A 22763-nucleotide genomic window follows, 5' to 3' on the forward strand; every position below is an offset into this window, starting at 1 on the left:
AGTTACATAGATAAATACCCAAATACAGGCCTCACGGCTAACGCACGGAGAAGCCTGTCACTGCGGCAATTAAGGGGAATGCATGGACTTTCACAACTTGCAGTACTGGCAGCAACGGGCGAAGGCCCTAGAGATTGAGAATCGACTATTTATCAATGGCCGTTATCAGCAGGCCGCCGATGGCGCACAGTTTTCAGTGGAAGATCCTGCGGGTCAGCGTGAGCTGGTGCGCGTCGCTCAAGGAAATGAGCACGATGTGAATCAGGCTGTTAGCGCAGCGCGAGACGTTTTTGAACGCGGCGACTGGTCACGCGCTACCCCGGCTAAGCGTAAATCCATATTGATGAAGCTGGCTGATTTGATGGAACAACATCACGAGGAACTGGCGTTGCTGGAAACACTGGATACCGGCAAGCCGATACGCCACAGCCTGCGCGATGATATCCCTGGCGCCATTCGCTCACTGCGTTGGTATGCCGAAGCAATTGACAAAGTCTATGGCGAAATTGCCCCAACCAGCCAAGATGCGCTGGCCTTGATTGAGCGTGAACCGGTTGGCGTGGTAGCTGCCATTGTACCTTGGAATTTCCCACTGCTACTCGCCTGCTGGAAACTCGGCCCCGCACTGGCGGTGGGCAACAGCGTCATACTCAAGCCTTCAGAAAAATCGCCACTCACTGCATTGCGCATCGCGGGGTTAGCCAAAGAAGCTGGCTTACCCGACGGTGTGCTTAGCGTGATTTCAGGCTTCGGGCAGGACGCAGGACAGGCACTCTCCCGCCATCCTGACGTCGATGTGCTGACATTTACCGGCTCTACTCGTACAGCAAAACAGCTACTGAAAGACGCGGGCGACTCCAACATGAAACGCGTATGGCTGGAAGCCGGTGGCAAAAGTGCCAACATCATTTTTGCTGACTGTCCCGACTTGTCAAAAGCCGCGGCCAATGCAGCGGCTGGCATTTTCTATAACCAAGGACAGGTGTGCATTGCGGGTACGCGCTTGCTGGTAGAAGAAAGCATCAAAGAGGAATTTCTTGCCGCCTTGCGCGATCAGGCTGCGGCCTATCGGCCAGGTAACCCACTCGATCCTGAAAGCGTGATGGGTACGCTCATTGATGCTGAGCACGGCTCTAAAGTCCAAGAATATATTCAGCAAGGCATTGCCGAAGGCGCCACGCTGTATCTCGATGGGCGCGATCACGCGCAAGGCGATCACGGGAGTTATCTCGGCCCGACCATATTCACCGATGTCAGCAATCACATGCGCATTGCGCGCGAAGAAATCTTTGGCCCTGTGCTTGCCGTTTCAACGTTTACCACTGAACAGCAGGCTTTAGAGCTCGCCAACGACAGCGATTATGGCTTAGGTGCGGCGATCTGGACGCGCGATCTGTCTAAAGCTCACCGCATGTCTCGCCGCCTCAAAGCGGGTTCGGTATTTGTGAACAACTACAATGATGGCGACATGACCGTACCGTTCGGCGGCTATAAACAAAGCGGTAACGGACGCGATAAGTCTCTGCATGCCTTAGAAAAATTTACCGAATTAAAAACCATCTGGATTTCGCTGGAGTAAATATCATGACAGAACATGTAAATAGCTATTATGCCGCCAGCGCGAATTCACACGCGCCCTATCCGCAGTTAACCGAATCCGTCCAGTGCGATGTGTGCATTATCGGCGGCGGCTACACGGGATTATCCTCCGCTCTGCATCTGGTTGAAGCTGGCTACGACGTCGTGCTATTAGAATCTGCGCGTATCGGTTTTGGTGCTAGCGGCCGCAACGGCGGTCAACTGGTGAACTCATATAGTCGCGATATTGACGTTATCGAGCAACGCTATGGCATGGATACGGCCAGAATGCTCGGCAGCATGATGTTTGAAGGTGCTGAAATTATTCGCCAACGTATCAAGCGCTACGCGATCGACTGCGATTACCAACCGGGCGGTATTTTTGTTGCGCTGAATAACAAGCAATATCACACCTTGATCGAGCAGAAAGCCCATTGGGAGCGCTACGGCAATACTCAACTCGAATTGTTGGATTCAGACCGAGTGCGTGAAGAAATAGCGTCCGACCGCTATGTCGGTGGCTTATTGGATCACAGCGGTGGTCATATTCACCCTTTAAATCTGGCGCTAGGTGAAGCAGAAGCTATTCGCTTACAGGGCGGTCGTATCTTTGAACAGTCTGCGGTAGTAAAGATCAACCACGGCACGCCTGCAACCGTTATCACCGAAAAAGGTCAGGTACAGGCAAAATACGTCATCGTCGCAGGTAATGCCTATTTAGGTAACAAAGTAGAACCTGAATTAGCGCGTCGCAGCATGCCATGCGGAACGCAGATTGTTACCACCGAGCCGTTACAACCAGAGGTTGCTGCGTCATTACTGCCTAAGAACTATTGCGTAGAAGACTGTAACTATCTGCTCGATTATTACCGTCTGACGGGGGATAACCGTCTGCTATACGGTGGCGGTGTGGTCTATGGTGCACGCGATCCTGATGATATCGACAATCTGATTGTGCCAAAACTGTTGAAAACATTCCCGCAGCTAAAAGGGGTAAAAATCGACTATCGCTGGACAGGGAATTTCCTGCTCACCCTATCACGCATGCCGCAATTTGGCCGACTTGAGAACAATATTTACTACATGCAAGGCTATAGTGGACACGGCGTCACCTGTACACATTTGGCTGGGAAACTGATTTCAGAAGTCCTGCGTGGCGATGCTGAACGTTTCGATGCCTTCGCTAAGCTGCCACACCTTCCGTTCTTTGGGGGAAGAAATCTACAGATTCCATTCACCGCTATTGGTGCAGCGTATTATACAATCCGCGATCGGTTGGGCGTTTAATTCTTTCTTATCTGGTCAAATACAAGAGCCGTATAGGCTCTTGTATTTTTTAGTTAAAAGCAATATAGACTTTAAATAACCCCACATGAGATGAGTGATTATTTTTATCATTATCCGACATCCATTTCGTCTCTTATTGGCCAGTTTATATTAGGAAATTACAATCTGTAATTATTAAACATTAAAATAGCGCTGGCATTACTCTCATTTTAAAAACAAAATATCACGTTGGCATTTTTTGTTTTACTCAAATTATTGATGAGAGGATATTATGCAGTTAATTTATAATTACAATGAATATTACGAATGGATTTCCAAGGCTTTTTATTATGAGTCAAGATATGACCCCACGCCGCTTATTGATGAAAGTGAAATGCTGGATTTCTGCAATAAATCTCAACCAGAATCATACCCCTGCCTCGTGTACCTCACTGTTAGCACCGCTTTAGCGCCCTTTCCTACAATAAAATTCATCTATAAAAATCAAGTTAATGAGTGGTCACAGCAGTTCCTTGTCGCATCTAAGTAACTTAAGCTAGTATCGAAAACCAATGGTAATGGATTGCCATTGAAACCTTTTACACCATCACTTTTTGAAGCAGTATTTTCTTTATGCTTTCTGGTTTTTGACAGTTATTGATCATCAAATAAGCCACAAATTATAAATAACTTACTGAATTTATTGTTTACCCTAGCTGATTAGAATTTTTCTAATACACTCCATAATTATAGCGCTCGTCACCGGCTTCATCATTCGTAAAACCACACATAATAAGAAATCAATACATGAGACTGAAAGGATTTCCGCCATTAATTACCCTGCTACTAATATCATCACTGGTATTAACTATTGGTCGTGCTATCACCCTACCTTTTATCACTATCTATATGACCGAGCATTTTCATTTAAAACCTGAAAGCGTTGGATTAATTTTAGGGATCAGTCTCGCCATAGGCATTGTGAGCAGCTTCTATGGTGGATACTTAGTCGATAAATTTAACAAACACCACCTGATGATCCTTAGCATTGCGCTATTCGCCATGACATTCTGCATAATGCCTTGGCTGGGTAACGTGTGGTGGATGGTACCCGTACTTGCCTTGCTGCACGCCGCCTATTCTGTTTTTAGCATTGCCATCAAAGCCTGCTTCGCGGAATGGCTTCCGGTAAGCGAACGCATCCGCGGTTTTTCAATGAACTACACGCTGGTCAATGTTGGCTGGGCGGTAGGCCCTGCGCTCGGCGTATTTGCCGCCTCTTATTACCCCATGCTGCCTTTTTTCCTTTCTGGCATGCTGGCTTTTTTCGTGGGTCTTACCCTGTGGCTGCGTCTTGATGGCTATGGCTTGCCGCCCAATAACGGCGATACCGTTTTTACCGAACAACGCTTAAACTTTAGCGCAACATTTAAGATCCTGAGCCACGATCGCCGTTTAATCTTTTTCACCCTCGGTAGCACAATGGGAGCCGTGGTCGCAGGTCAATTCACCGGCTATCTTTCTCAGTATCTGATTACCGTCAGCAACGCACAGTTTGCCTATCAGGTGATCGGCTCCGTCATGACGGTGAACGCCAGCGTAGTGATTTGTCTTCAGTATCTGCTCAGTCGAAATATGAATAATAAAAACCTGCTTCGCTGGCTAACCGCAGGCACACTATTTTTCTGTTTTGGCTTAGTGGGTTTCGCGCTGGCCGATCGCTCCATTCCTATGTGGATGGTTGCAATGGCAATTTTCACGCTCGGAGAAGTGATCGTTATCCCCGTCGAATATCTGTTTATCGACTTTATTGCCCCTCCGCATTTAAAAGGGAGCTACTACGGAGTACAAAATCTGGGGAATTTGGGTGGCGCCGTAAACCCAATCCTGTGCGGATTTTTGTTATCTTTCGCCCCACCTACTACGCTTTTCTATGTACTAGTGGCAGTTTCGCTGCTGGGATTAGGCTTCTTCTGGTACGGCTACCGACTTTCCGGTGCCTCTGTCCAACACATTGAAGGTTGATCCCAGTGCTACGTCTTCGATAGATAAACCTTCATAAATGGCATGATTACGATAACTTGTTTTCATGATGTGATCGGTAGCACATTTCTGAATTTAATTGTATGATGAATGCGTTTTCTTTCTTAGGTATTCACAGATGTCAAAAGCAATTTCAGTTTGCTGGCAGTATTTGAGAGCGTTCATATTAATTTACCTGTGTTTATTCGCCGGTAATGCGATCTCGACGCTGCTGCCAATCACCATTCCCGGCAGCATTATTGGCATGCTGATTTTATTCGCCCTCCTAGCCTCGCAGATTATGCCGGCAAATTGGGTTAAGCCCGGTTGTAACATTTTAATCCGCTACATGGCGCTGCTGTTCGTGCCCATCGGCGTCGGTGTGATGCAGTATTATGACGTAGTCGTCAAGCAGTTCGGTCCTATCGTCGTGTCATGCCTTATCAGCACGTTGGTTATTATGGTTGTCGTCGCCTATAGCTCTCATATGGTCCATCGTGAACGTATCATTGGTGAGACAACAGACGGCTGCGAGGAGGAAAAGTAATGGCTTATATTTGGTGGTCATTGCCGCTAACGCTGTTGGTTTTTTTCGGTGCCCGTCGCATCGCTCAAAAGCTCAACATGCCGTTATTAAATCCTTTGCTAGTTTCAATGGTGATTATTATTCCATTGCTATTAGCATTGAATATTCCCTATGAGCATTACTTTGCGGGGAGCTCTACGCTTAATAGCCTGTTGCAACCTGCCGTAGTGGCTTTAGCATTCCCGCTTTATGAACAGATTCACCAGATTCGCGCGCGTTGGAAATCCATTATCACTATCTGTTTTATTGGGAGTGTTACTGCGATGGTTTCCGGCACCGTCATTGCGCTATGGATGGGGGCAACACCACAAATTGCCGCCTCGATATTGCCTAAATCAGTCACTACACCGATTGCGATGGCTGTCGCCCAATCAATTGGTGGCATTCCAGCCATCAGCGCCGTTTGCGTTATTTTCGTTGGTATTGTGGGCGCCGTGTTTGGTCATATGCTATTAAACCTGATGAGAATCAGCACCAAGGCGTCACGTGGGTTAGCCATGGGGACGGCCTCACACGCATTGGGAACCGCACGCTGTGCTGAGATGGATTTTCAGGAAGGCGCATTCAGCTCATTAGCCCTGGTTATCTGCGGGATAATCACTTCGCTGTTAGCCCCCTTTTTATTCCCCATCCTGATTCATCTCTTTAGCTAAAATACAGTTTTCCGCTCTCTCATCGTTTCACATTGCGGTGAGAGTGTGGAAAAAGAAGCAAAAGTCACAAAAACCCTGCGATACATCTCTCATTTTTTACAATCATTACATCCGTTACATCAAAATAGTGATAAAAATCACACAAACAAGCCAATCGCTTGCCTAGAATACTCTCCCGTAACTAACTAAGAGGCTCCCCCATGCACGCACGTTATGACGCGGCATTCAGCCAACTGCCAGCCGCTTTGCAGGCGGCGCTCTCACCCATTCTTAATCACGCCGATTTTCATGCTGTCATTACGGCTTCTCAGGTTGAAACCCTGAAACAAGCGACCGGCATGAACGACAGCGAACTCGCTTTTGCCCTGCTACCTTTAGCCGCGGCCTGCTCATTAGCGCCAATATCTAAATTCTACGTTGGTGCAGTTGCCCGCGGCGTTAGCGGCAACCTGTATTTCGGTGCCAATATGGAGTTTTTGGGCGCCCCTATGCAGCAGACTATTCATGCTGAACAATGCGCAGTCACCCACGCATGGTTACGCGGCGAAAAAGCCTTGGCGTCCATTACCGTCAACTACACGCCTTGCGGCCACTGCCGTCAGTTTATGAACGAGCTAAATACCGGCACTCAGCTAGCGATTCATTTACCGGGTCGCCAGCCAGCGACGCTAGGGCATTACCTGCCAGATGCCTTTGGGCCACGCGATCTGGATATCAAAACGCTGTTGATGGATGAAGAAGATCACAATCTGTCACTGGCCAGCGATGATGTACTGGCCCAAGCTGCGCTGGATGCGGCAAACCGCAGCCATGCGCCATACAGCCAAGCCTATAGCGGCGTGGCGCTGGAAGCAGCAGATGGCAACGTTTACTGCGGTCGCTATGCTGAAAATGCCGCGTTCAACCCAAGCTTGCCTCCGCTTCAGGCGGCACTGATCTTGATGAACGTGTCCGGCAAAGATGTGTTGCAGATCCGTCGTGCTGTATTGGTTGAAACTAAAAGCACGATGTTCTCACAGTGGGATGCCACCCAAGCAACGCTAAACGCGTTAGGTTGTACTCGGGTCGAACACACCCAAATTTAAACCGCTTGCTCGCAGAGCCATTCGGCTCTGCGTCTTTATTTCCCGCGAAATCCTGTAAAAAATTGTTACGTAGTTCTCACTTCTCCAGCTTTATGTCATCTTTTCATAACAACCATTGAACAACTTTATAGTATCTCTTAGGATCGACGGCATGACGTATTATTCTCTCAGATAAATATACCGCCCGACCAATAGACATATAAGAGTGCTACTCATGGAATTGGAATACGAAAGTAAACGCCCGTTATACATCCCCTACGCTGGCCCTATCCTGCTAGAGTTTCCCTTACTGAACAAAGGCAGTGCGTTTAGTGAAGAAGAACGGAGTAACTTCAACCTGCACGGCCTGTTACCTGAAGCTGTAGAAACTATCGAAGAACAAACCGAACGCGCCTACCGTCAGTATCTCGATTTTAAAACCGATAACGATAAGCACATCTACCTGCGCAATATCCAAGATACCAACGAAACCCTGTTTTATCGCATGCTTGACGCGCATCTAAGTGAAATGATGCCGATCATCTACACCCCAACGGTGGGCGAAGCCTGTGAGCATTTCTCTGACATCTACCGCCGTGCGCGCGGCCTGTTCATCTCTTATCCAAATCGCGATCGCATTGATGACATGCTGCAAAACGCCACTAAGCAGAACGTTAAAGTGATCGTTGTGACTGACGGCGAGCGTATTCTCGGCTTGGGTGACCAAGGCATCGGCGGCATGGGGATTCCTATCGGTAAGCTGTCTCTTTATACCGCCTGCGGCGGGATTAGCCCTGCCTACACGCTACCTGTCGTGCTAGATGTCGGAACTAACAATCCACAGCGTCTAAATGACCCCCTGTATATGGGATGGCGTCACCCGCGTATTTCAGGTGATGAGTATTACGCTTTCGTCGATGAGTTCATTCAGGCCGTGAAGCGTCGTTGGCCAAACGTGTTGTTGCAGTTTGAAGATTTCGCTCAGAAAAACGCTACGCCGTTGCTGAATCGCTATCGCGATGAATTATGCTGTTTTAATGATGATATCCAAGGCACCGCCGCCGTAACGCTAGGGAGCTTAATTGCTGCTAGCCGCGCCGCCGGTAGCCAGCTGCGCGATCAAACCATCACCTTCCTCGGAGCAGGCTCCGCAGGCTGTGGGATCGCAGAGCAAATCATCGCTCAGATGAAATCTGAAGGACTTAGCGATGATGAAGCACGTTCACGCGTATTCATGGTAGATCGTTTTGGCCTGTTGACAGATAAACTACCAAACCTGCTGGAATTCCAAAGCAAGCTGGTGCAAAAAAGCGCCTCACTGGCTGGGTGGAATGTTGAAAGCGACGCGATATCACTGCTAGAAGTGGTGCGCAACGCGAAACCAACGGTTTTGATTGGCGTATCAGGTCAGCCAGGCCTTTTCACCGAAGAGATTATCCGTGAAATGCACAGCCACTGCGCACGCCCAATTGTGATGCCGCTGTCGAACCCAACTTCACGCGTAGAAGCGCGCCCAGAAGATATTATCAACTGGACCGACGGTGCTGCACTGGTTGCGACCGGCAGCCCATTTGGCCCTGTGAGCTATAAAGAGCAACTATTCCCTATTGCTCAGTGCAATAACTCTTATATCTTCCCAGGTATAGGTCTAGGTGTTCTTGCCTCGGGAGCAAAACGTGTCACCGATGGCATGTTGATGGCAGCAAGCCGAGCCTTGGCTGATTGCTCTCCTCTAGCTCTGGAAGGCAAAGGCGCGCTGCTGCCGGATGTCAAAGATATCCAGCAAGTTTCCCGCTCCATTGCTTTCCAAGTTGCTAAAGAAGCACAGCTCCAAGGCGTTGCGGTTCTGACATCAGATGAAGCCTTGCTGCAAGCCATTGAAAGCAATTTCTGGCAACCGCAATACCGCATCTATAAACGCACATCGTTCTAACCTTTCGCGTAAAAGATCGCCAACGAAGTGGGTACAAGCGCAGCATAATCGCTGCGTTTGTACCATTCCGTTCAAAAAATCATCAAGCTAGGAAAATCCTCTTCAGATTGCTTGCGTCGTCTTGGCGGGTAAAGTAGCCTCGTATTTAACAACGACAACGGACGCAGCAGGCATCATCATGTGGAGACGACTGATATACGGTATTTTGACCGTCGCGATATTATTGGCGGTGACTGCTATTGGTCTGGATCGTTGGATTAGTTGGAAAACTGCGCCCTATATTTATGAAGAAGTTCAAGATTTACCGCATCGTCAAGTGGGTGTGGTCTTGGGCACTGCAAAGTATGTCAGTACCGGCACTATCAACCAGTACTATCGCTACCGCATTCAAGGGGCGCTAAACGCCTACAACAGTAATAAAGTGAACTACTTATTGCTGAGCGGCGATAACGCGCTGGAAAGCTACAACGAACCCGTTACCATGCGCCGTGACCTGATCACAGCTGGCGTTCCCAGCGGGGATATCGTGTTAGATTATGCCGGATTCAGAACGCTGGACTCGATTGTCCGCACGCGAAAAGTTTTCGATACCAACGATTTCACCATTATTACACAGCGCTTCCACTGCGAACGCGCCCTGTTTATCGCGCTTCATATGGGCATTCAGGCACAGTGTCTGGCCGTCCCCTCGCCCAAAAACATGATGATGATAAGGATCAGGGAAATTGGTGCCAGACTCGGTGCCTTAACCGATTTGTATATTCTGAAACGTGAGCCACGCTTTCTTGGCCCCATGATCCCAATCCCTGCGGTGCATAAAGTTCCGGCCGACGCCCAAAGCTATCCGGCGGTATCGCCAGAACAGCTACAGGAGCTTGAACAGGTGCTGCAAAAAGAAAAAAACGCCGATAAACCGGCGGAGTAAGTTTTGAGAGAAAAGTGACAAAGATTAACTGTCTTTCGCTTGGCTACGATACTGAAACTCACTGCCGACAGTCAGCCGAACGTTGATCGAAGTCAGAGATGCATCATCTAGTAATAAGAAAGACAGATACAAATTCATAAAACGCAAAACTCTTTCTATTAAGAGAAAATCCATTAAATAGCCTTGGTGCCTATAGTTGGTTAAGTTAAAAGCATATCTATTGATTTTTATCGTGGCATTTTTGATAGCGTCCACCATTCTCATCGCCTATATAGGCATGGGAAAATATATGGATTACTTTTATACAAAACTATTTTTTGCGCTAAGCATTATTATCGGAAGTATATCGATATTTTATGCAACATACCGAATAAACCATAAGCACCTATACCATAGCGTTATACATAGCATCATCGCGATACTTATGGCGATCTATTTTGTTGGTTTGATTCTAGTAAATACGTATGGATCATGAACGCTCAGTATCCCCATAAGTAATGGATAATAAATAACACTTTAGGAATACCCAATAAGCTGGAAGAATGTTTTTTATGGTTTGCTAAATACCAAGGTGAATAAACAAAAAAGCCGGACTTTCACCTAATGCTGATCGTTTAAGAGATCGAGATACACAGGGCTAGTACACCGCGGGGCGGTGTACTAGCCCTAAAATCACGCTTAAGCGACCGGTATTAAACTTTCGCCCGGCTTTTTACTACAGATAGACTATTTCTTCTTCGCGTACTTGAGGGAATCAAGCGCTACGGCGAAAATAATAATTGCGCCTTTGATAATGTATTGCCAGTACGGATTCACACCGATATAGGTTAAGCCGTAGTTGATAACGGTAAAGATGATAACCCCCGTCACAACGCCGATAACCGTACCAACACCGCCGCTAAACGATACGCCGCCCACCACGCAGGCAGCGATAGCATCAAGCTCATACATAAAGCCTAGGTTATTTGTAGCACTCCCGATACGCCCTGCTTCAAGCATCCCACCAAACGCGTAAAAGACACCTGACAAGGCATAAACCATAATCAGATTTAGCGGCACATTCACGCCAGATACTTTTGCGGCTTCTGGATTCCCCCCGATAGCAAAAATGTTTTTACCGAAGCGGGTTTTATTCCACAAGATCCAGACAAATACGACGGCAATCAGTGCATAGAACGTAATATACGAAAGTTTGAAATCACCGAAGCGTAGGAACCCCTGCGCAAAATTAGAGAAGTTAGGCGCAAATCCTGCTACCGGAGAAGCTCCCACGTAGTCGTAATACAGCGAGTTTATGCCGTATACAATAATCATGGTGCCCAACGTCGTAATAAATGGCGTCACGTTGAGATAGGCAATGATTAAACCGTTAACCAAACCAATCACCGCACCGACGGCGCACACGATCAGAATCACGACCGGAATCGGCACAGTATCAATATTTGGAAATACCTTATTAACGTTATCCATCGACTGTAACAGCGTCGCAGCGATAACTGCCGCCAATCCGACCTGACGACCAGCGGACAAGTCTGTCCCTTGGGTCACAATCAGCCCTGCAACGCCTAGTGCGATAATGATGCGCACGGAAGACTGAGTAAGAATGTTACTCAGGTTCATGAGGCTTAAAAACGTTGGATCCTGAAAAATAATAATGGCCAATAGCACCAACAAAACAACGTAAATCCCGCCTTCTTTGAAATAAGTAAACAGGCTTTTTTTATTCAATACGCTCATATTCGGAACCCTTAAAATACGACAGAAGCTGCATTACAGATGCAAAGAGGCCAGACGCAGAATTTCATTCTGAGAGGTTCTTTTTGTATCAACGATACCGGCAACCTGACCATTGCTCATCACTAATATGCGATCGGTTATTCCTAATAATTCAGGCATTTCAGATGAAATAATAATGATGCCCTTACCTTTTTTCGCCAGCTCGGTCATCAGTTGGTAAATTTCAAATTTTGCCCCAACGTCGATGCCACGCGTTGGTTCATCCAGCATCAGGATCTCAGGCTGAGTAAGCAACCAGCGGCCAATAATTACTTTTTGCTGATTTCCCCCAGACAGTGACCCTATTGAAGTGTGATGACCCGGTGTTTTCACCCGCATAGAATCGATAACCCATTGGGTATCACTTTTCATACGGCGATTATCCAGCAGGCCAACCTTATTTTTGTATTTCCGAATATTAGAAATCAGCGAGTTAAAGCCTATATCCAAATAGGCATAAATGCCCGTTGAACGACGTTCTTCGGTGACCAATGCAAAACCATGGTTGATAGCTTCGTTCGCGCTATGGTTATTAATCGCTTTCCCACGCAGGCGAATCGTACCTTTGACCTTTTCTCGAATACCAAACAGTGTCTCAACAATATCGGTGCGTTTTGCGCCCACCAGCCCAGCAATGCCTAATATTTCACCTTCATGTAAATCAAAGGAAACATCGCGGATAGAAGGCTGACGTAGCGAAGTTAACTCTCTCACCTCAAGGATTACCGGCCCCGGCGTATTAACACGATCGGGGAAACGCTGGGTCAGCGAGCGGCCAACCATCATTGAGATAATTTGGTCCATATTCATGCCATCCAATGTTTGGGTAGCAATCCATTGTCCATCGCGCAGAATGGTAATCTCATCACACAGCTTAAATATTTCTTCCATTTTATGGGAGATATACACAATGCCGCAGCCACGATCTTTTAGCTTACGAATAATCGTGAACAGATGATTGACTTCTTTTTCAGTCAAAGAGGACGTAGGCTCATCCATAATGACTATTTTAGCGTTGTAAGAAAATGCCTTGGCAATCTCGATCATCTGCATTTGAGATACAGACAAGCCAGCGACTTTCTCACGCGGATCGATATCAATTTCCAGTTCGTCGAATATCGCTTTAGTATCGTGATACATTTTGTCCTGATCGACAAAGATACCTTTCATGGGATAACGCCCGAGCCACATGTTATCCATGACGCTACGCTGAAGCACTAAATTGAGTTCTTGATGCACCATAGAAACACCGTGTTCCAATGCTTCTTTAGCACTCTTAAAATTAATCTCTTTTCCCTGAAAAATAATACTTCCGGAATCCTTCTGGTAAATACCAAACAAACATTTTAACAGCGTGGATTTCCCTGCCCCATTCTCACCCATCAAGGCGTGAATAGAGTGTGGTCGCACACGAAGATTGACATTATCCAGCGCTTTTACGCCGGGGAATGACTTATTGATATTATCCATTTCCAGCAAATAAGTTGCATCGTGATGATCTGGCGCCGATGTTATTTGTTCGGAAATAGGGGCTTTCGTCAACGAGCTATCTGTAAAAGAGTTCTCTGGCATAACGCCCACCTGAATAAACACGAATTCTCAGCCCAACTCAATTAGGCAGTTAAACAACGGCAGGGTCGAAATAAACCCTGCCGTTGTACGAACCATCCGTTAATATCGGACTAGTAGGTTATTGTTATAAATGCTTGGTCGACGATTATTTCTTAATAAACTGGGCCAGATTATCCTGATCGACACCGACATACGGAACGCGAACAATTTTATTGTCGATTTTCCAGTGAGTGCCTTCGCCAGCAGGTTTTCCTTCAGCCAGATTTTTGGTCAAATCAAAGGTCGCTTTAGCCTGGTTATTCGCATCGTTCAATACGGTCCCCGCCATGGCACCTGACTTAACCAGCGCCAGCGCTTCTGGCAACGCATCCACGCCAAATACCGGAATATTGGTTTTGTTATGCGCTTTCAGAGCTTCAACCGCGCCCATTGCCATCGCATCGTTATTGGCGATAACCACTTCAATTTTGTTTGCGTTTGGACCCGATAACCACGCGTCCATTTTATCTTTGGCTTGTGCCGTATCCCACATCGCCGTATCTAGCTGCAGCTGTTGAGTTTTAATACCTTTGTCGTTAAGGCTTTTCACCACGTAAGTGGTACGTGCTTCGGCATCTGGATGACCCGGTTCACCTTTGAGCAATACGAATTGGATTTCACCGTCTTTATTCAAATCCCAGTTTGGATTGGCCTTCCAATGTTTAGCAATCAGCTCACCCTGAATGATGCCGGACTCTTTGGAGTCAGTCCCAACGTAGTAAGCTTTATCGTAGCTATCCAATGCCTTGCGAGAAGGTTCTTTGTTGAAGAAAACGACCGGAACATCGTTGGCTCGAGCTTTATCAATAATCGTTGGCGCAGCGGCTGGGTCAACAAGGTTGATCGCAAGCCCCTTCACGCCGCGAGCCATCAAGACGTCAACCTGATCGTTTTGTTTTGACTGATCGTTTTGTGAGTCATTCATCAGCAATTTAACGCTAGGATCGGCCTTAGCATCGTTTTCCAGCGCCTTACGTACCACGGACATAAAGTTGTCGTCATACTTATAGATCGTCACACCAAGATTGGTGGTTGCTGCCTGTGCCGCGACGCCAAACATCATGCTGGCCGCCAAAGTTGCTAAGGTAAACGTCTTCTTATTCATGTGAAGCTCCGATTGGATGTAGGGTAATTCAGCACGGATGTCCGATTTTTCAGACGCCCTTTGGGTTATCGCTTCTTTATCATTTCTTTTTCGGTTCCACTGTCGCTGCGGCAATAAAACAGATCCCCACGCGAACCTAAAAACACTACATATTTTTTACATTTAGAATAATCCTCACGCACTAGGTTTGACGCCCGAAAAACCTAGTGCATTAGGGCGGTTTACACGTATGGCAGGTCTCTGTGACAGTGAAAACGCCACAAGAATAGACACGATTATGTTAATAATCTGTGAATGAACTCACAGATTGAAAACGGTTACATGGTGCAATCTGCTGACAAAGTGAGCTATGCCACAATTATCGAGAACCCACGCTCCAACGTTGTACCAGCGTCGGCATAAAACAGTGCCCTTCAGGGGAAAGCGGTGTTTGGTGCACGGATTTCAGCGCCAGCTCAGTTGCTAAAGTTGCCATAGAAACAATAGGATAGCGTATCGTAGTCAATTTGGGGCTGGTGTAACGCGCGATAGGAATATCATCAAATCCGATGATAGAGAACTGTTCGGGGATGGAGATGCCGTTTTCTTTCAGCACCGCTAATGCGCCAGCGGCCATAGCGTCGTTATAGGCAAAAACCGCGCTGAGCTGCTGGTTGCGCCCCAACAACTCAACCATCGCCGCTTCTCCGCCCTGTAAATCGGGCGAAGCATAGGCATACCACGCTTTGCTACCCTCAATTCCCGCGGAATGTAGAGCTATTTCATAGCCCTTCTTCCGCATTCTTTGATCTTCAATATCATGATTAGAACCTAAAAAACCGATGCGACGATGGCCTTTATCCAGCAACAGTTGAGTCGCCATTTGTCCACCGGCCTGATTGTTGAGCCCTACACAGCGGTGCTCATAGCCTGGCACAATCCGATTAATCAGCACCATACCTGGCACCTGATGCATAAAGGCCACTAGCTCTTCATCAGACAACATTTTCGCGTGGACAATCAATGCATTGCACCGTTGGCGGATCAGCATTTCTATGGCCTTACGCTCTTTGTCAGCATCGTGATAGCTGTTAGCAATCAGCAAGTTTTTACGCTCGCGCTGCGCGACCTCATCCACACCTTTGACTAACGCGCCAAAAAACGGATCAGAGACATCCATCACCACAACACCGAGCATATCGCTGCTCTGGGTTGCTAACGCCTGAGCATTGGCATTCGGCCGATAGCCCAACTCGGCCACCGCACTCTGCACAACCGCTTTGGTTTCAGCCGTCGTAATGGCCGTATTATTCAAGACACGCGAAACCGTCGCGACCGATACTCCGGCCAGCCGCGCCACGTCACGAATAGTAATCATGCCTGACGCTCGTTGCGGAAAAGAGAAAAGAGAAAAGCAAAACAGAATGGTGCAGGACGAAGAATAGCGTTCATAGAGATCCCTGAGTCGAAAGCACGCACATAGTGTGACAGCGCTATGCTACTCAGTTTTTCATCATCGCTGCGTGAAATATGTCACAGGAAAGAAAACGTTTTCATACATTTCATTAACCTTTCCTGTGTACCACGCTTTTTGAGGTATCTCTAAAGGTTATTTTGCTGAACAGAGCGTGAGCCCAGCACGGTAAGCTTGCGCCACAGCCATTCAACCGGCCCTTGTTTAAAATGACTTAGCCAGAATAGCGAGAACAGAATATTAATTAGCCATACCGCAGGCACCACCCAGAGCAATGTACTTCTCGACCACTGATTGAACATCCCAGGGTGATAAAACAATGTGGTGCACAACAAGGTTTGTAGCAGATAGTTACTCAGTGCCATACGTCCGACCTGACGCAGAGCATAGGCCATTTTCAAACGAGAGAGTTGCGGCCAAAATCCATAAATCAGCGATACATAGCCTATCATCATCAGTGGCGCCGCAAGTTCACTGGGGACCTGAAGCAAATAGCCACTAACATGATATTCCCAATCATTAAGCCACTGCGCCAGCGTTGTGGGGATTTGAATACATAACCCCACCAGCAGTGACCACAATGCCATGCGGCGATAATGCCGCTGACTGAAATTACCGCTCAACCAACCACTGCGCATCAATGCTGCGCCCGTTAACATCAGACCGGCAAGCTGCCAACCATATTGCACCGCTAACGCCATTAGGTTTGCGCTAAGCAAGTCACTGCGATTACGCCAAGCTTCCCATCCGCCGTGAACTTTCCAAATCTCTTCATACTGAATCGCCGCGTAGCCGGGAAGCCAAAATGAGCTCGGCTCAGGTCCGGCAATTAGCCCAAGCAACAGCAATAATCCTAGCCCTATGGCATACAACACTAAACCTGTACGCAACAACTGCAATGTGGAACCCGCATCACGGATCATGCGCCAACTGATTAAACCAATGAGCCCGTAAGCAAGCAAAATATCGCCATCCCAAAAGAAAATGGCATGAACTAAGCCAAACAAAACCAGCCAAGATAAACGAGCTCTCAGCCATTGTTTTCCTTTCGGCATCAGCAGCTGTAGCCCCGCGCCGAACAGAAACGCAAACATAGCTAAAAATTTGCCCTGCACAAAAATGTGCAATATGCCCCACGTTAAGGTGTCTGCACCGTCAGGTAATCCGTTATAGGCTGGGTTGAGATAAGCGGCCTTCGGTAAACCAAAGCCGGTGATATTCATCAAAAGAATAAAAAGAATCGCCAACCCACGCGCAAAATCTAGCGTGCCAATACGCGATTTAAGCTGCGTAGGTTTCACCACCGCATCGGGCTCAGAGGCTTGCAAACGCTGCAACATAGCGGCGATCCCTATAAAAAGTGTTCATCTCAGACAAAAACGCCGGCACATGGCCGGCGCTGTATCACTTCGGGTCACAGATTCATTTACCCGTGATGACGTACCGCACGCAAAAATTCCTGACGCGTGTTCTGGCTGGACTTAAACAGTCCACCTAGCGATGTCGTGGTTGTCGCGCTAGTCGCATCTCTGACTCCACGAGCTTTCACACAATAATGCGTGGCATCAATTGATACCGCAACATTATTGGTACCCAACAGCGTTTGCAAGGCAACCAGAATCTGCTGAGTTAAACGCTCTTGTACCTGTGGGCGTTGAGCGAAAAACTGGACGATACGATTGATTTTGGACAGACCAATAACGCAATCTTTCGGGATATACGCCACGGTAGCCTTACCATCAATAGTCACAAAGTGGTGTTCGCAGGTACTGGTCAGTGTGATATCACGCACCGTGACCATTTCATCCACTTTCATCTTATTTTCGATAACGGTAATCTTCGGGAAATTCGCATAATCGAGGCCGGAGAAAATCTCATCTACGTACATTTTTGCAATACGATGTGGCGTCTCTGCCAAACTGTCGTCCGTTAAATCCAGATTGAGCAACTGCATGATTTCCGTCATGTGCTCTTTGATACGCTGCTTGCGCGTTTCACGATCTAACACTTCGCCCCGTAGCGGGGTCTCCAGACCACGAGCTTCTAACGCCGCATGAACCTGAGCTGCTTCTTTGCTTAGCAATGACATCAATTTTCTCCTGCAGGTGATCTTAATTCTGAGCACTACGTGATGTAGATCAAGTTCAGAATTTTGCCAACACTTTAGTGGAGAGTGAAAGCTTTATCCAGTGATACTCTTTCAGGACTACATGAAAAACTGTCATTTAGTTAAGACTCGACCCGCTCTGTTTTCGCACTGAGCGCGGGTTGCACGCGGAAAACCAAACCTCCAGCAACGATTAAACCTATTGCAGCAATATATAATGCTGGCTCTAAGCGATGCGTGAGCGATGTTGATAATGCGGACAGCATTGGACCAACGAGCTGCCCCACCGCATAGCCTGTCGTGAGTAATCCCGCCATGTAGCGAATATGTGCCGGCGCCAGTTCACGCCCATATTGCAGTGAAAGTTGTACCACACACAGAAAACCGCCGCCGGTGAGCAGCGCCCCGAGAACCAAGCCACTCACGCCGGGAACGGTCTCGCTGAATACGATACCGAGCGCCTGGATCCACAGCACGATCGCCAAACGCTGCTGGGTCAATAGCCAGCGACGCGTCAGGATACCCAAGCCAATCCCCACGACCGCCGAAAAACCAAATACCGGCCAGACAAACTGGGCAAACAGGCTCGCAGGAAAACGCGCATGTGCCATCTGCGATAAAAAAGTGGCAGGCAAAATATAACCAAACCCGGCCAAACTATAGCTCCAGACCAAGCGTTTCAGTGCGGGTGTTAACACCAGTGGCTCAGCGGGCACATCGGGGCGATGTAGCTCTCCCGCTTTAGGCAGAAAACGCGCCACCGCAGCGATCAGCACCAGAGCCAAAACACCATAGACTAGCCATGCCTGCGCCGCATCGAGGTGAAGAGCGCTGATGGCGACGGATAATATTCCACTGATAAAAATTCCCGCCCCCGGCCCAGCAAACACCGCAGCGGCTAAATTAGGTTTACCAAAATGCGCCAAGCGTTCATTGGTCCATGCGGCGACTAGCACCATCGCCCAACCGCTGGCCCAACCAATCGCAAAGCGGATTAAACTGTGCCACCAAAAACCACTCACACAGGCCGACAAGAGCGTTAACACAACAGCTCCCCATAGCCCAAGCTGTAAACGTCGCTCTACGCTGCGGCTAGCGCGCATAGCATCAAAGGCACCCGCTAAGTATCCCAGATAATTAAGTGCAGCAACCAATCCGGCGCCGGTCAAAGAAAACTGATGCTCGGCAATCATCAATGGGACCTGAGGCGTAAAGGCAAAGCGCCCTATCCCCATTGCAACAACCAAGGCTAAAAAGCCACTTAACGCGATACGCACTGCCATTGCAGGATCTCCCTCTCTCACTTATCCAAGCCAGAGATTTATTAAATAAATTATTGTTGTGATATTGCCTTGCCAAATGAATCACAAAAAGTGAATAATGATAACCAAGTTATTCACGATATGAGAACGACAATGGATCTTACTCAACTTCGCATGTTTTGTAGCGTAGCTGAAACTGGCTCGGTTGCTCGCGCAGCAGAGTTACTTCATCGCGTTCCCTCTAATCTCACCACCCGCCTACGCCAGCTAGAGCAAGAGCTAGGCACGGATTTGTTCATCCGTGAAAAACAGCGTTTACGCCTTTCACCGATGGGACACAACTTTCTCAACTATGCCAAACGCATTTTGGCACTGAGCGACGAAGCCATGAGCATTACCCATGCCGGTGAACCCGCAGGTAACTTTGCGCTGGGCTCTATGGAGAGCACCGCCGCCACACGACTCCCCGCATTACTTGCGGCCTATCATCAAAACTTTCCTCAGGTTGCACTTTCACTGGTTACAGGTACGTCAGGCGAAATTATCGAAAAAGTACGTGCGGGTACCTTATCTGCAGGATTGGCTGATGGACCGATCAATCATGATGAACTCAACGGGTGCATTGCTTTTCGCGAAGAAATGGTGGTGATTTCGAGCTTGGAGCATCCGCCGATTACCCGTGCGAAGGACGTTGCAGATGAGACGCTGTTCGCCTTTCGCCCTAGCTGCTCATACCGACTCCGCTTTGAGTCTTGGTTTCAGCAGGATGGTGCCGTTCCCGGAGCCATCATGGAAATTCAGTCATATCATGCAATGTTAGCCTGCGCCGCCAGCGGTGCCGGTATCGCGATGATCCCACGCTCGGTGCTCTCACTGCTGCCCGGCCACGAACGTGTCGCCGTTCATACATTGCCAGATAGCATTGCACAGACGGCTACGCGGCTAATCTGGCGCCGTGACGCGTTCAGCCCTAACGTTCGCGAGCTTAAGATGCAAATCATTGAGCAAGAACGCATTCAAGAAAGCGTTGAAGAAAAAAATGAATCTGAACACGCCGAAGTAACCGTGTCAGAACCCACTATCGTCTTACATCAAGAAGAACCAGGAGCACACCATGCAAATGATTAAAACTCGCGCTGCCGTCGCTTGGGGGCCAAATCAGCCACTGACTATCGAAGAAGTTGATTTGATGCCACCTCAAAAAGGTGAAGTGCTGGTGCGCATTGTCGCGAGTGGCGTGTGTCATACCGATGCCTATACCCTGTCAGGAAAAGATCCTGAAGGCGTATTTCCGGCCATACTCGGCCATGAAGGAGCAGGCATTGTCGAAGCCATCGGTGAAGGCGTCACCAGCGTGGCAGTGGGGGATCATGTCATTCCGCTGTACACGCCGGAGTGCGGTAAATGTAAATTCTGTCTATCTGGTAAAACCAATCTGTGCCAAGCCATTCGTGAAACACAGGGTAAAGGTTTGATGCCGGATGGCACGACTCGCTTCTCCAAAAACGGTAAACCTATTTTCCACTATATGGGCACCTCTACCTTCTCGGAATACACGGTTTTACCTGAAATCTCTTTGGCAAAAATCAGCAAAGAAGCCCCACTGGAAGAAGTCTGCCTGCTAGGCTGTGGCGTCACCACTGGAATGGGTGCCGTAGTCAACACCGCTAAAGTGAAAACCGGTGATAGCGTAGCCGTCTTCGGTTTAGGCGGCATTGGTCTATCGGCCATTATCGGTGCCAAAATGGCCGGTGCGGGACGCATCATCGGTGTTGATATCAACACCGATAAATTCGAACTGGCGAAGAAGTTAGGGGCGACTGACGTTATCAACCCCAAAGACTACGACAAGCCAATCCAGCAGGTGATTGTTGAATTAACCGACGGCGGCGTCGATTTCTCCTTTGAGTGTATCGGCAACGTTGACGTCATGCGTTCTGCGCTCGAGTGCTGTCATAAAGGCTGGGGAGAGTCGGTGATTATCGGTGTGGCAGGCGCGGGAGAAGAAATCTCTACCCGTCCATTCCAACTGGTGACGGGCCGCGTATGGCGAGGCTCTGCTTTCGGTGGTGTAAAAGGACGTACTCAGCTACCGGGCATCGTACAGCGTTATATGGATGGTGAATTCGCCCTCAATGACTTCATTACGCACACCATGAGCTTGGATGAGATCAATGATGCTTTCGATCTGATGCATGAAGGTAAATCCATTCGTACCGTCATTCATTTTGACCGCTAGAAGCAGTGAATAGCTAAGAGCCGTTTTAGCCATAATAATTGGGGTTGCGCTTGTACTAAGGCAGCTCCAAGTATCAAGGATAAGGAGAACGCCGTGGATTCGCTTGAACTACTGGAAGAACATCGCCTGTTTAATGGCTGGCAGCAGCGTTATCGACATGCTTCTGACGCACTGAACTGCTTGATGACATTTAGTATTTATTTACCGCCTACCGCTGACGATGCTCCACCACCGGTGCTGTACTGGCTGTCAGGCCTCACTTGTAATGACGAAAACTTCTCTACCAAAGCGGGCGCTCAGCGGATTGCCTCTGAGCTAGGCCTAGCCTTAGTGATCCCTGACACCAGCCCGCGCGGCAACGAGGTGCCTAACGATGTGAGCTACGATCTCGGACAGGGAGCGGGCTTTTATCTGAATGCTACCCAGTCGCCGTGGAATAGCCACTATCGTATGGATGATTACATAACACAGGAATTGCCTGAGCTAATTCGTAATCACTTCAACGTGGGCGATAAGCAGTCAATTAGCGGTCACTCGATGGGGGGCCATGGGGCGCTAACACTGGCATTACGTCATCCACAGCGCTATCTGTCGGTCTCTGCTTTTGCACCTATTGTGAACCCAACACAGGTGCCTTGGGGGCGCAAAGCTTTTGCTGCTTATTTGGGTGAAGACCCGTCGCTTTGGCAAAGTTATGACAGTTGCTATTTGATCACCCAGTGTAAACCGTCATTCCCGATCCTGATTGATCAAGGCGATGACGATCAATTTCTCGCCGATCAGCTACAACCGGCTAAACTCGCCGAACTGGCACGTCAGCACGATTGGCCGCTAACGCTACGCATTCAGCCCGGCTACGATCATAGTTATTACACCATTGCGACTTTTATCGAAGATCACCTGCGTTTCCACGCACAGCACCTTGGTTTAGCGCAATAGAAAAGTGTACGAGCAGAGATGGTCGCACCTGCGGCCATTTTTAATCCCCCTTCGGCAATTTACCCACAGAAATCAACTTTGCCCCCTGCATCTTGATGAATTCGCCTTTACGCAGGTCAGATCACTACAAGTTCTAATAAAATCAATTTGATACACTGATAAAACCTCACGCCACTCATCCGCGTTAATATGATGAGATGCGTTATTAGTCCCTGTGATTATTTTGGATTAGGATAACGAGCTA

18 protein-coding genes are annotated in these 22763 nt (G+C 48.2%); 11 read left to right on the forward strand and 7 right to left on the reverse strand.

What is annotated here, in order from left to right:
* Positions 1 to 82: 82 nt before the first annotated feature.
* The 8 genes from puuC (at position 83) to sanA (ending at position 10027) form a co-directional block, all read left to right on the forward strand.
* Positions 83 to 1579: an aldehyde dehydrogenase PuuC gene (gene puuC, locus M988_RS13220; protein WP_061060236.1), complete on the forward strand. Its 1497-nt coding sequence runs from the start codon at positions 83 to 85 to the stop codon at positions 1577 to 1579.
* Between the two features lie 5 nt (positions 1580 to 1584).
* On the forward strand, positions 1585 to 2865 hold the full coding sequence (locus tag M988_RS13225; protein WP_039189578.1) for an NAD(P)/FAD-dependent oxidoreductase: 1281 nt from the start codon (positions 1585 to 1587) through the stop codon (positions 2863 to 2865).
* A gap of 792 nt (positions 2866 to 3657) precedes the next feature.
* Positions 3658 to 4869 carry an MFS transporter gene (locus tag M988_RS13235; RefSeq protein ID WP_039189644.1) on the forward strand — a complete coding sequence of 404 codons (1212 nt, stop codon included), beginning with the start codon at positions 3658 to 3660 and terminating at the stop codon, positions 4867 to 4869.
* 136 nt (positions 4870 to 5005) lie between these two features.
* Positions 5006 to 5413 carry a CidA/LrgA family protein gene (locus M988_RS13240; RefSeq protein ID WP_064574505.1) on the forward strand — a complete coding sequence of 136 codons (408 nt, stop codon included), beginning with the start codon at positions 5006 to 5008 and terminating at the stop codon, positions 5411 to 5413.
* The gene (locus tag M988_RS13245) at positions 5413 to 6105 is read left to right on the forward strand and encodes a CidB/LrgB family autolysis modulator (protein ID WP_039189576.1); all 693 of its coding nucleotides are present in this window, start codon (positions 5413 to 5415) and stop codon (positions 6103 to 6105) included. Before M988_RS13240 ends, M988_RS13245 begins: the two co-directional genes overlap by 1 nt.
* Positions 6106 to 6305: 200 nt before the next feature.
* On the forward strand, positions 6306 to 7190 hold the full coding sequence (cdd, locus tag M988_RS13250; protein WP_039189573.1) for a cytidine deaminase: 885 nt from the start codon (positions 6306 to 6308) through the stop codon (positions 7188 to 7190).
* Positions 7191 to 7404: 214 nt separating this feature from the next.
* The gene (locus tag M988_RS13255; protein WP_064574507.1) at positions 7405 to 9102 is read left to right on the forward strand and encodes an NAD-dependent malic enzyme; all 1698 of its coding nucleotides are present in this window, start codon (positions 7405 to 7407) and stop codon (positions 9100 to 9102) included.
* Positions 9103 to 9280: 178 nt separating this feature from the next.
* A complete protein-coding gene (gene sanA / locus M988_RS13260; protein WP_008812890.1) occupies positions 9281 to 10027 on the forward strand; it encodes an outer membrane permeability protein SanA in 747 nt (248 codons plus the stop codon).
* 726 nt (positions 10028 to 10753) lie between these two features.
* On the opposite strand, the gene mglC is transcribed toward sanA, so the two are convergent.
* The 7 genes from mglC to M988_RS13300 form a co-directional block, all read right to left on the reverse strand.
* Entirely contained in the window at positions 10754 to 11764 is a 1011-nt protein-coding gene (mglC, locus tag M988_RS13270) for a galactose/methyl galactoside ABC transporter permease MglC (protein ID WP_004096093.1), read from the reverse strand.
* A gap of 33 nt (positions 11765 to 11797) precedes the next feature.
* Complete coding sequence (mglA, locus tag M988_RS13275; RefSeq protein ID WP_074388451.1) at positions 11798 to 13375, reverse strand: galactose/methyl galactoside ABC transporter ATP-binding protein MglA; 1578 nt, start codon at positions 13373 to 13375, stop codon at positions 11798 to 11800.
* Positions 13376 to 13520: 145 nt separating this feature from the next.
* Positions 13521 to 14519, reverse strand: a complete 999-nt coding sequence (mglB, locus tag M988_RS13280; protein WP_008812888.1) for a galactose/glucose ABC transporter substrate-binding protein MglB — start codon at positions 14517 to 14519, stop codon at positions 13521 to 13523.
* Between the two features lie 358 nt (positions 14520 to 14877).
* Positions 14878 to 15876: an HTH-type transcriptional regulator GalS gene (gene galS, locus M988_RS13285; protein WP_008812887.1), complete on the reverse strand. Its 999-nt coding sequence runs from the start codon at positions 15874 to 15876 to the stop codon at positions 14878 to 14880.
* A gap of 224 nt (positions 15877 to 16100) precedes the next feature.
* Positions 16101 to 17312, reverse strand: coding sequence for a DUF418 domain-containing protein YeiB (gene yeiB / locus M988_RS13290; RefSeq protein ID WP_278426750.1), 1212 nt, complete (start codon positions 17310 to 17312; stop codon positions 16101 to 16103).
* Positions 17313 to 17398: 86 nt separating this feature from the next.
* A complete protein-coding gene (gene folE, locus M988_RS13295) occupies positions 17399 to 18061 on the reverse strand; it encodes a GTP cyclohydrolase I FolE (protein WP_004096103.1) in 663 nt (220 codons plus the stop codon).
* A 140-nt stretch (positions 18062 to 18201) separates the two neighbouring features.
* The gene (locus tag M988_RS13300; protein WP_061060238.1) at positions 18202 to 19362 is read right to left on the reverse strand and encodes a YbfB/YjiJ family MFS transporter; all 1161 of its coding nucleotides are present in this window, start codon (positions 19360 to 19362) and stop codon (positions 18202 to 18204) included.
* A gap of 132 nt (positions 19363 to 19494) precedes the next feature.
* On the opposite strand from M988_RS13300, the gene ptrR reads away from it, so the two are divergent.
* The 3 genes from ptrR to fghA all read left to right on the forward strand — a co-directional run bounded on the left by ptrR (position 19495) and on the right by fghA (position 22519).
* Positions 19495 to 20469, forward strand: a complete 975-nt coding sequence (gene ptrR / locus M988_RS13305) for a putrescine utilization regulator PtrR (RefSeq protein WP_008812884.1) — start codon at positions 19495 to 19497, stop codon at positions 20467 to 20469.
* Complete coding sequence (locus tag M988_RS13310; protein WP_008812883.1) at positions 20456 to 21580, forward strand: S-(hydroxymethyl)glutathione dehydrogenase/class III alcohol dehydrogenase; 1125 nt, start codon at positions 20456 to 20458, stop codon at positions 21578 to 21580. Before ptrR ends, M988_RS13310 begins: the two co-directional genes overlap by 14 nt.
* A gap of 93 nt (positions 21581 to 21673) precedes the next feature.
* On the forward strand, positions 21674 to 22519 hold the full coding sequence (gene fghA, locus M988_RS13315; RefSeq protein WP_039189561.1) for an S-formylglutathione hydrolase: 846 nt from the start codon (positions 21674 to 21676) through the stop codon (positions 22517 to 22519).
* Positions 22520 to 22763: the final 244 nt, after the last annotated feature.

Origin of the sequence: Hafnia paralvei ATCC 29927 (assembly GCF_001655005.1) — a bacterium.
Lineage (GTDB): Bacteria > Pseudomonadota > Gammaproteobacteria > Enterobacterales > Enterobacteriaceae > Hafnia > Hafnia paralvei.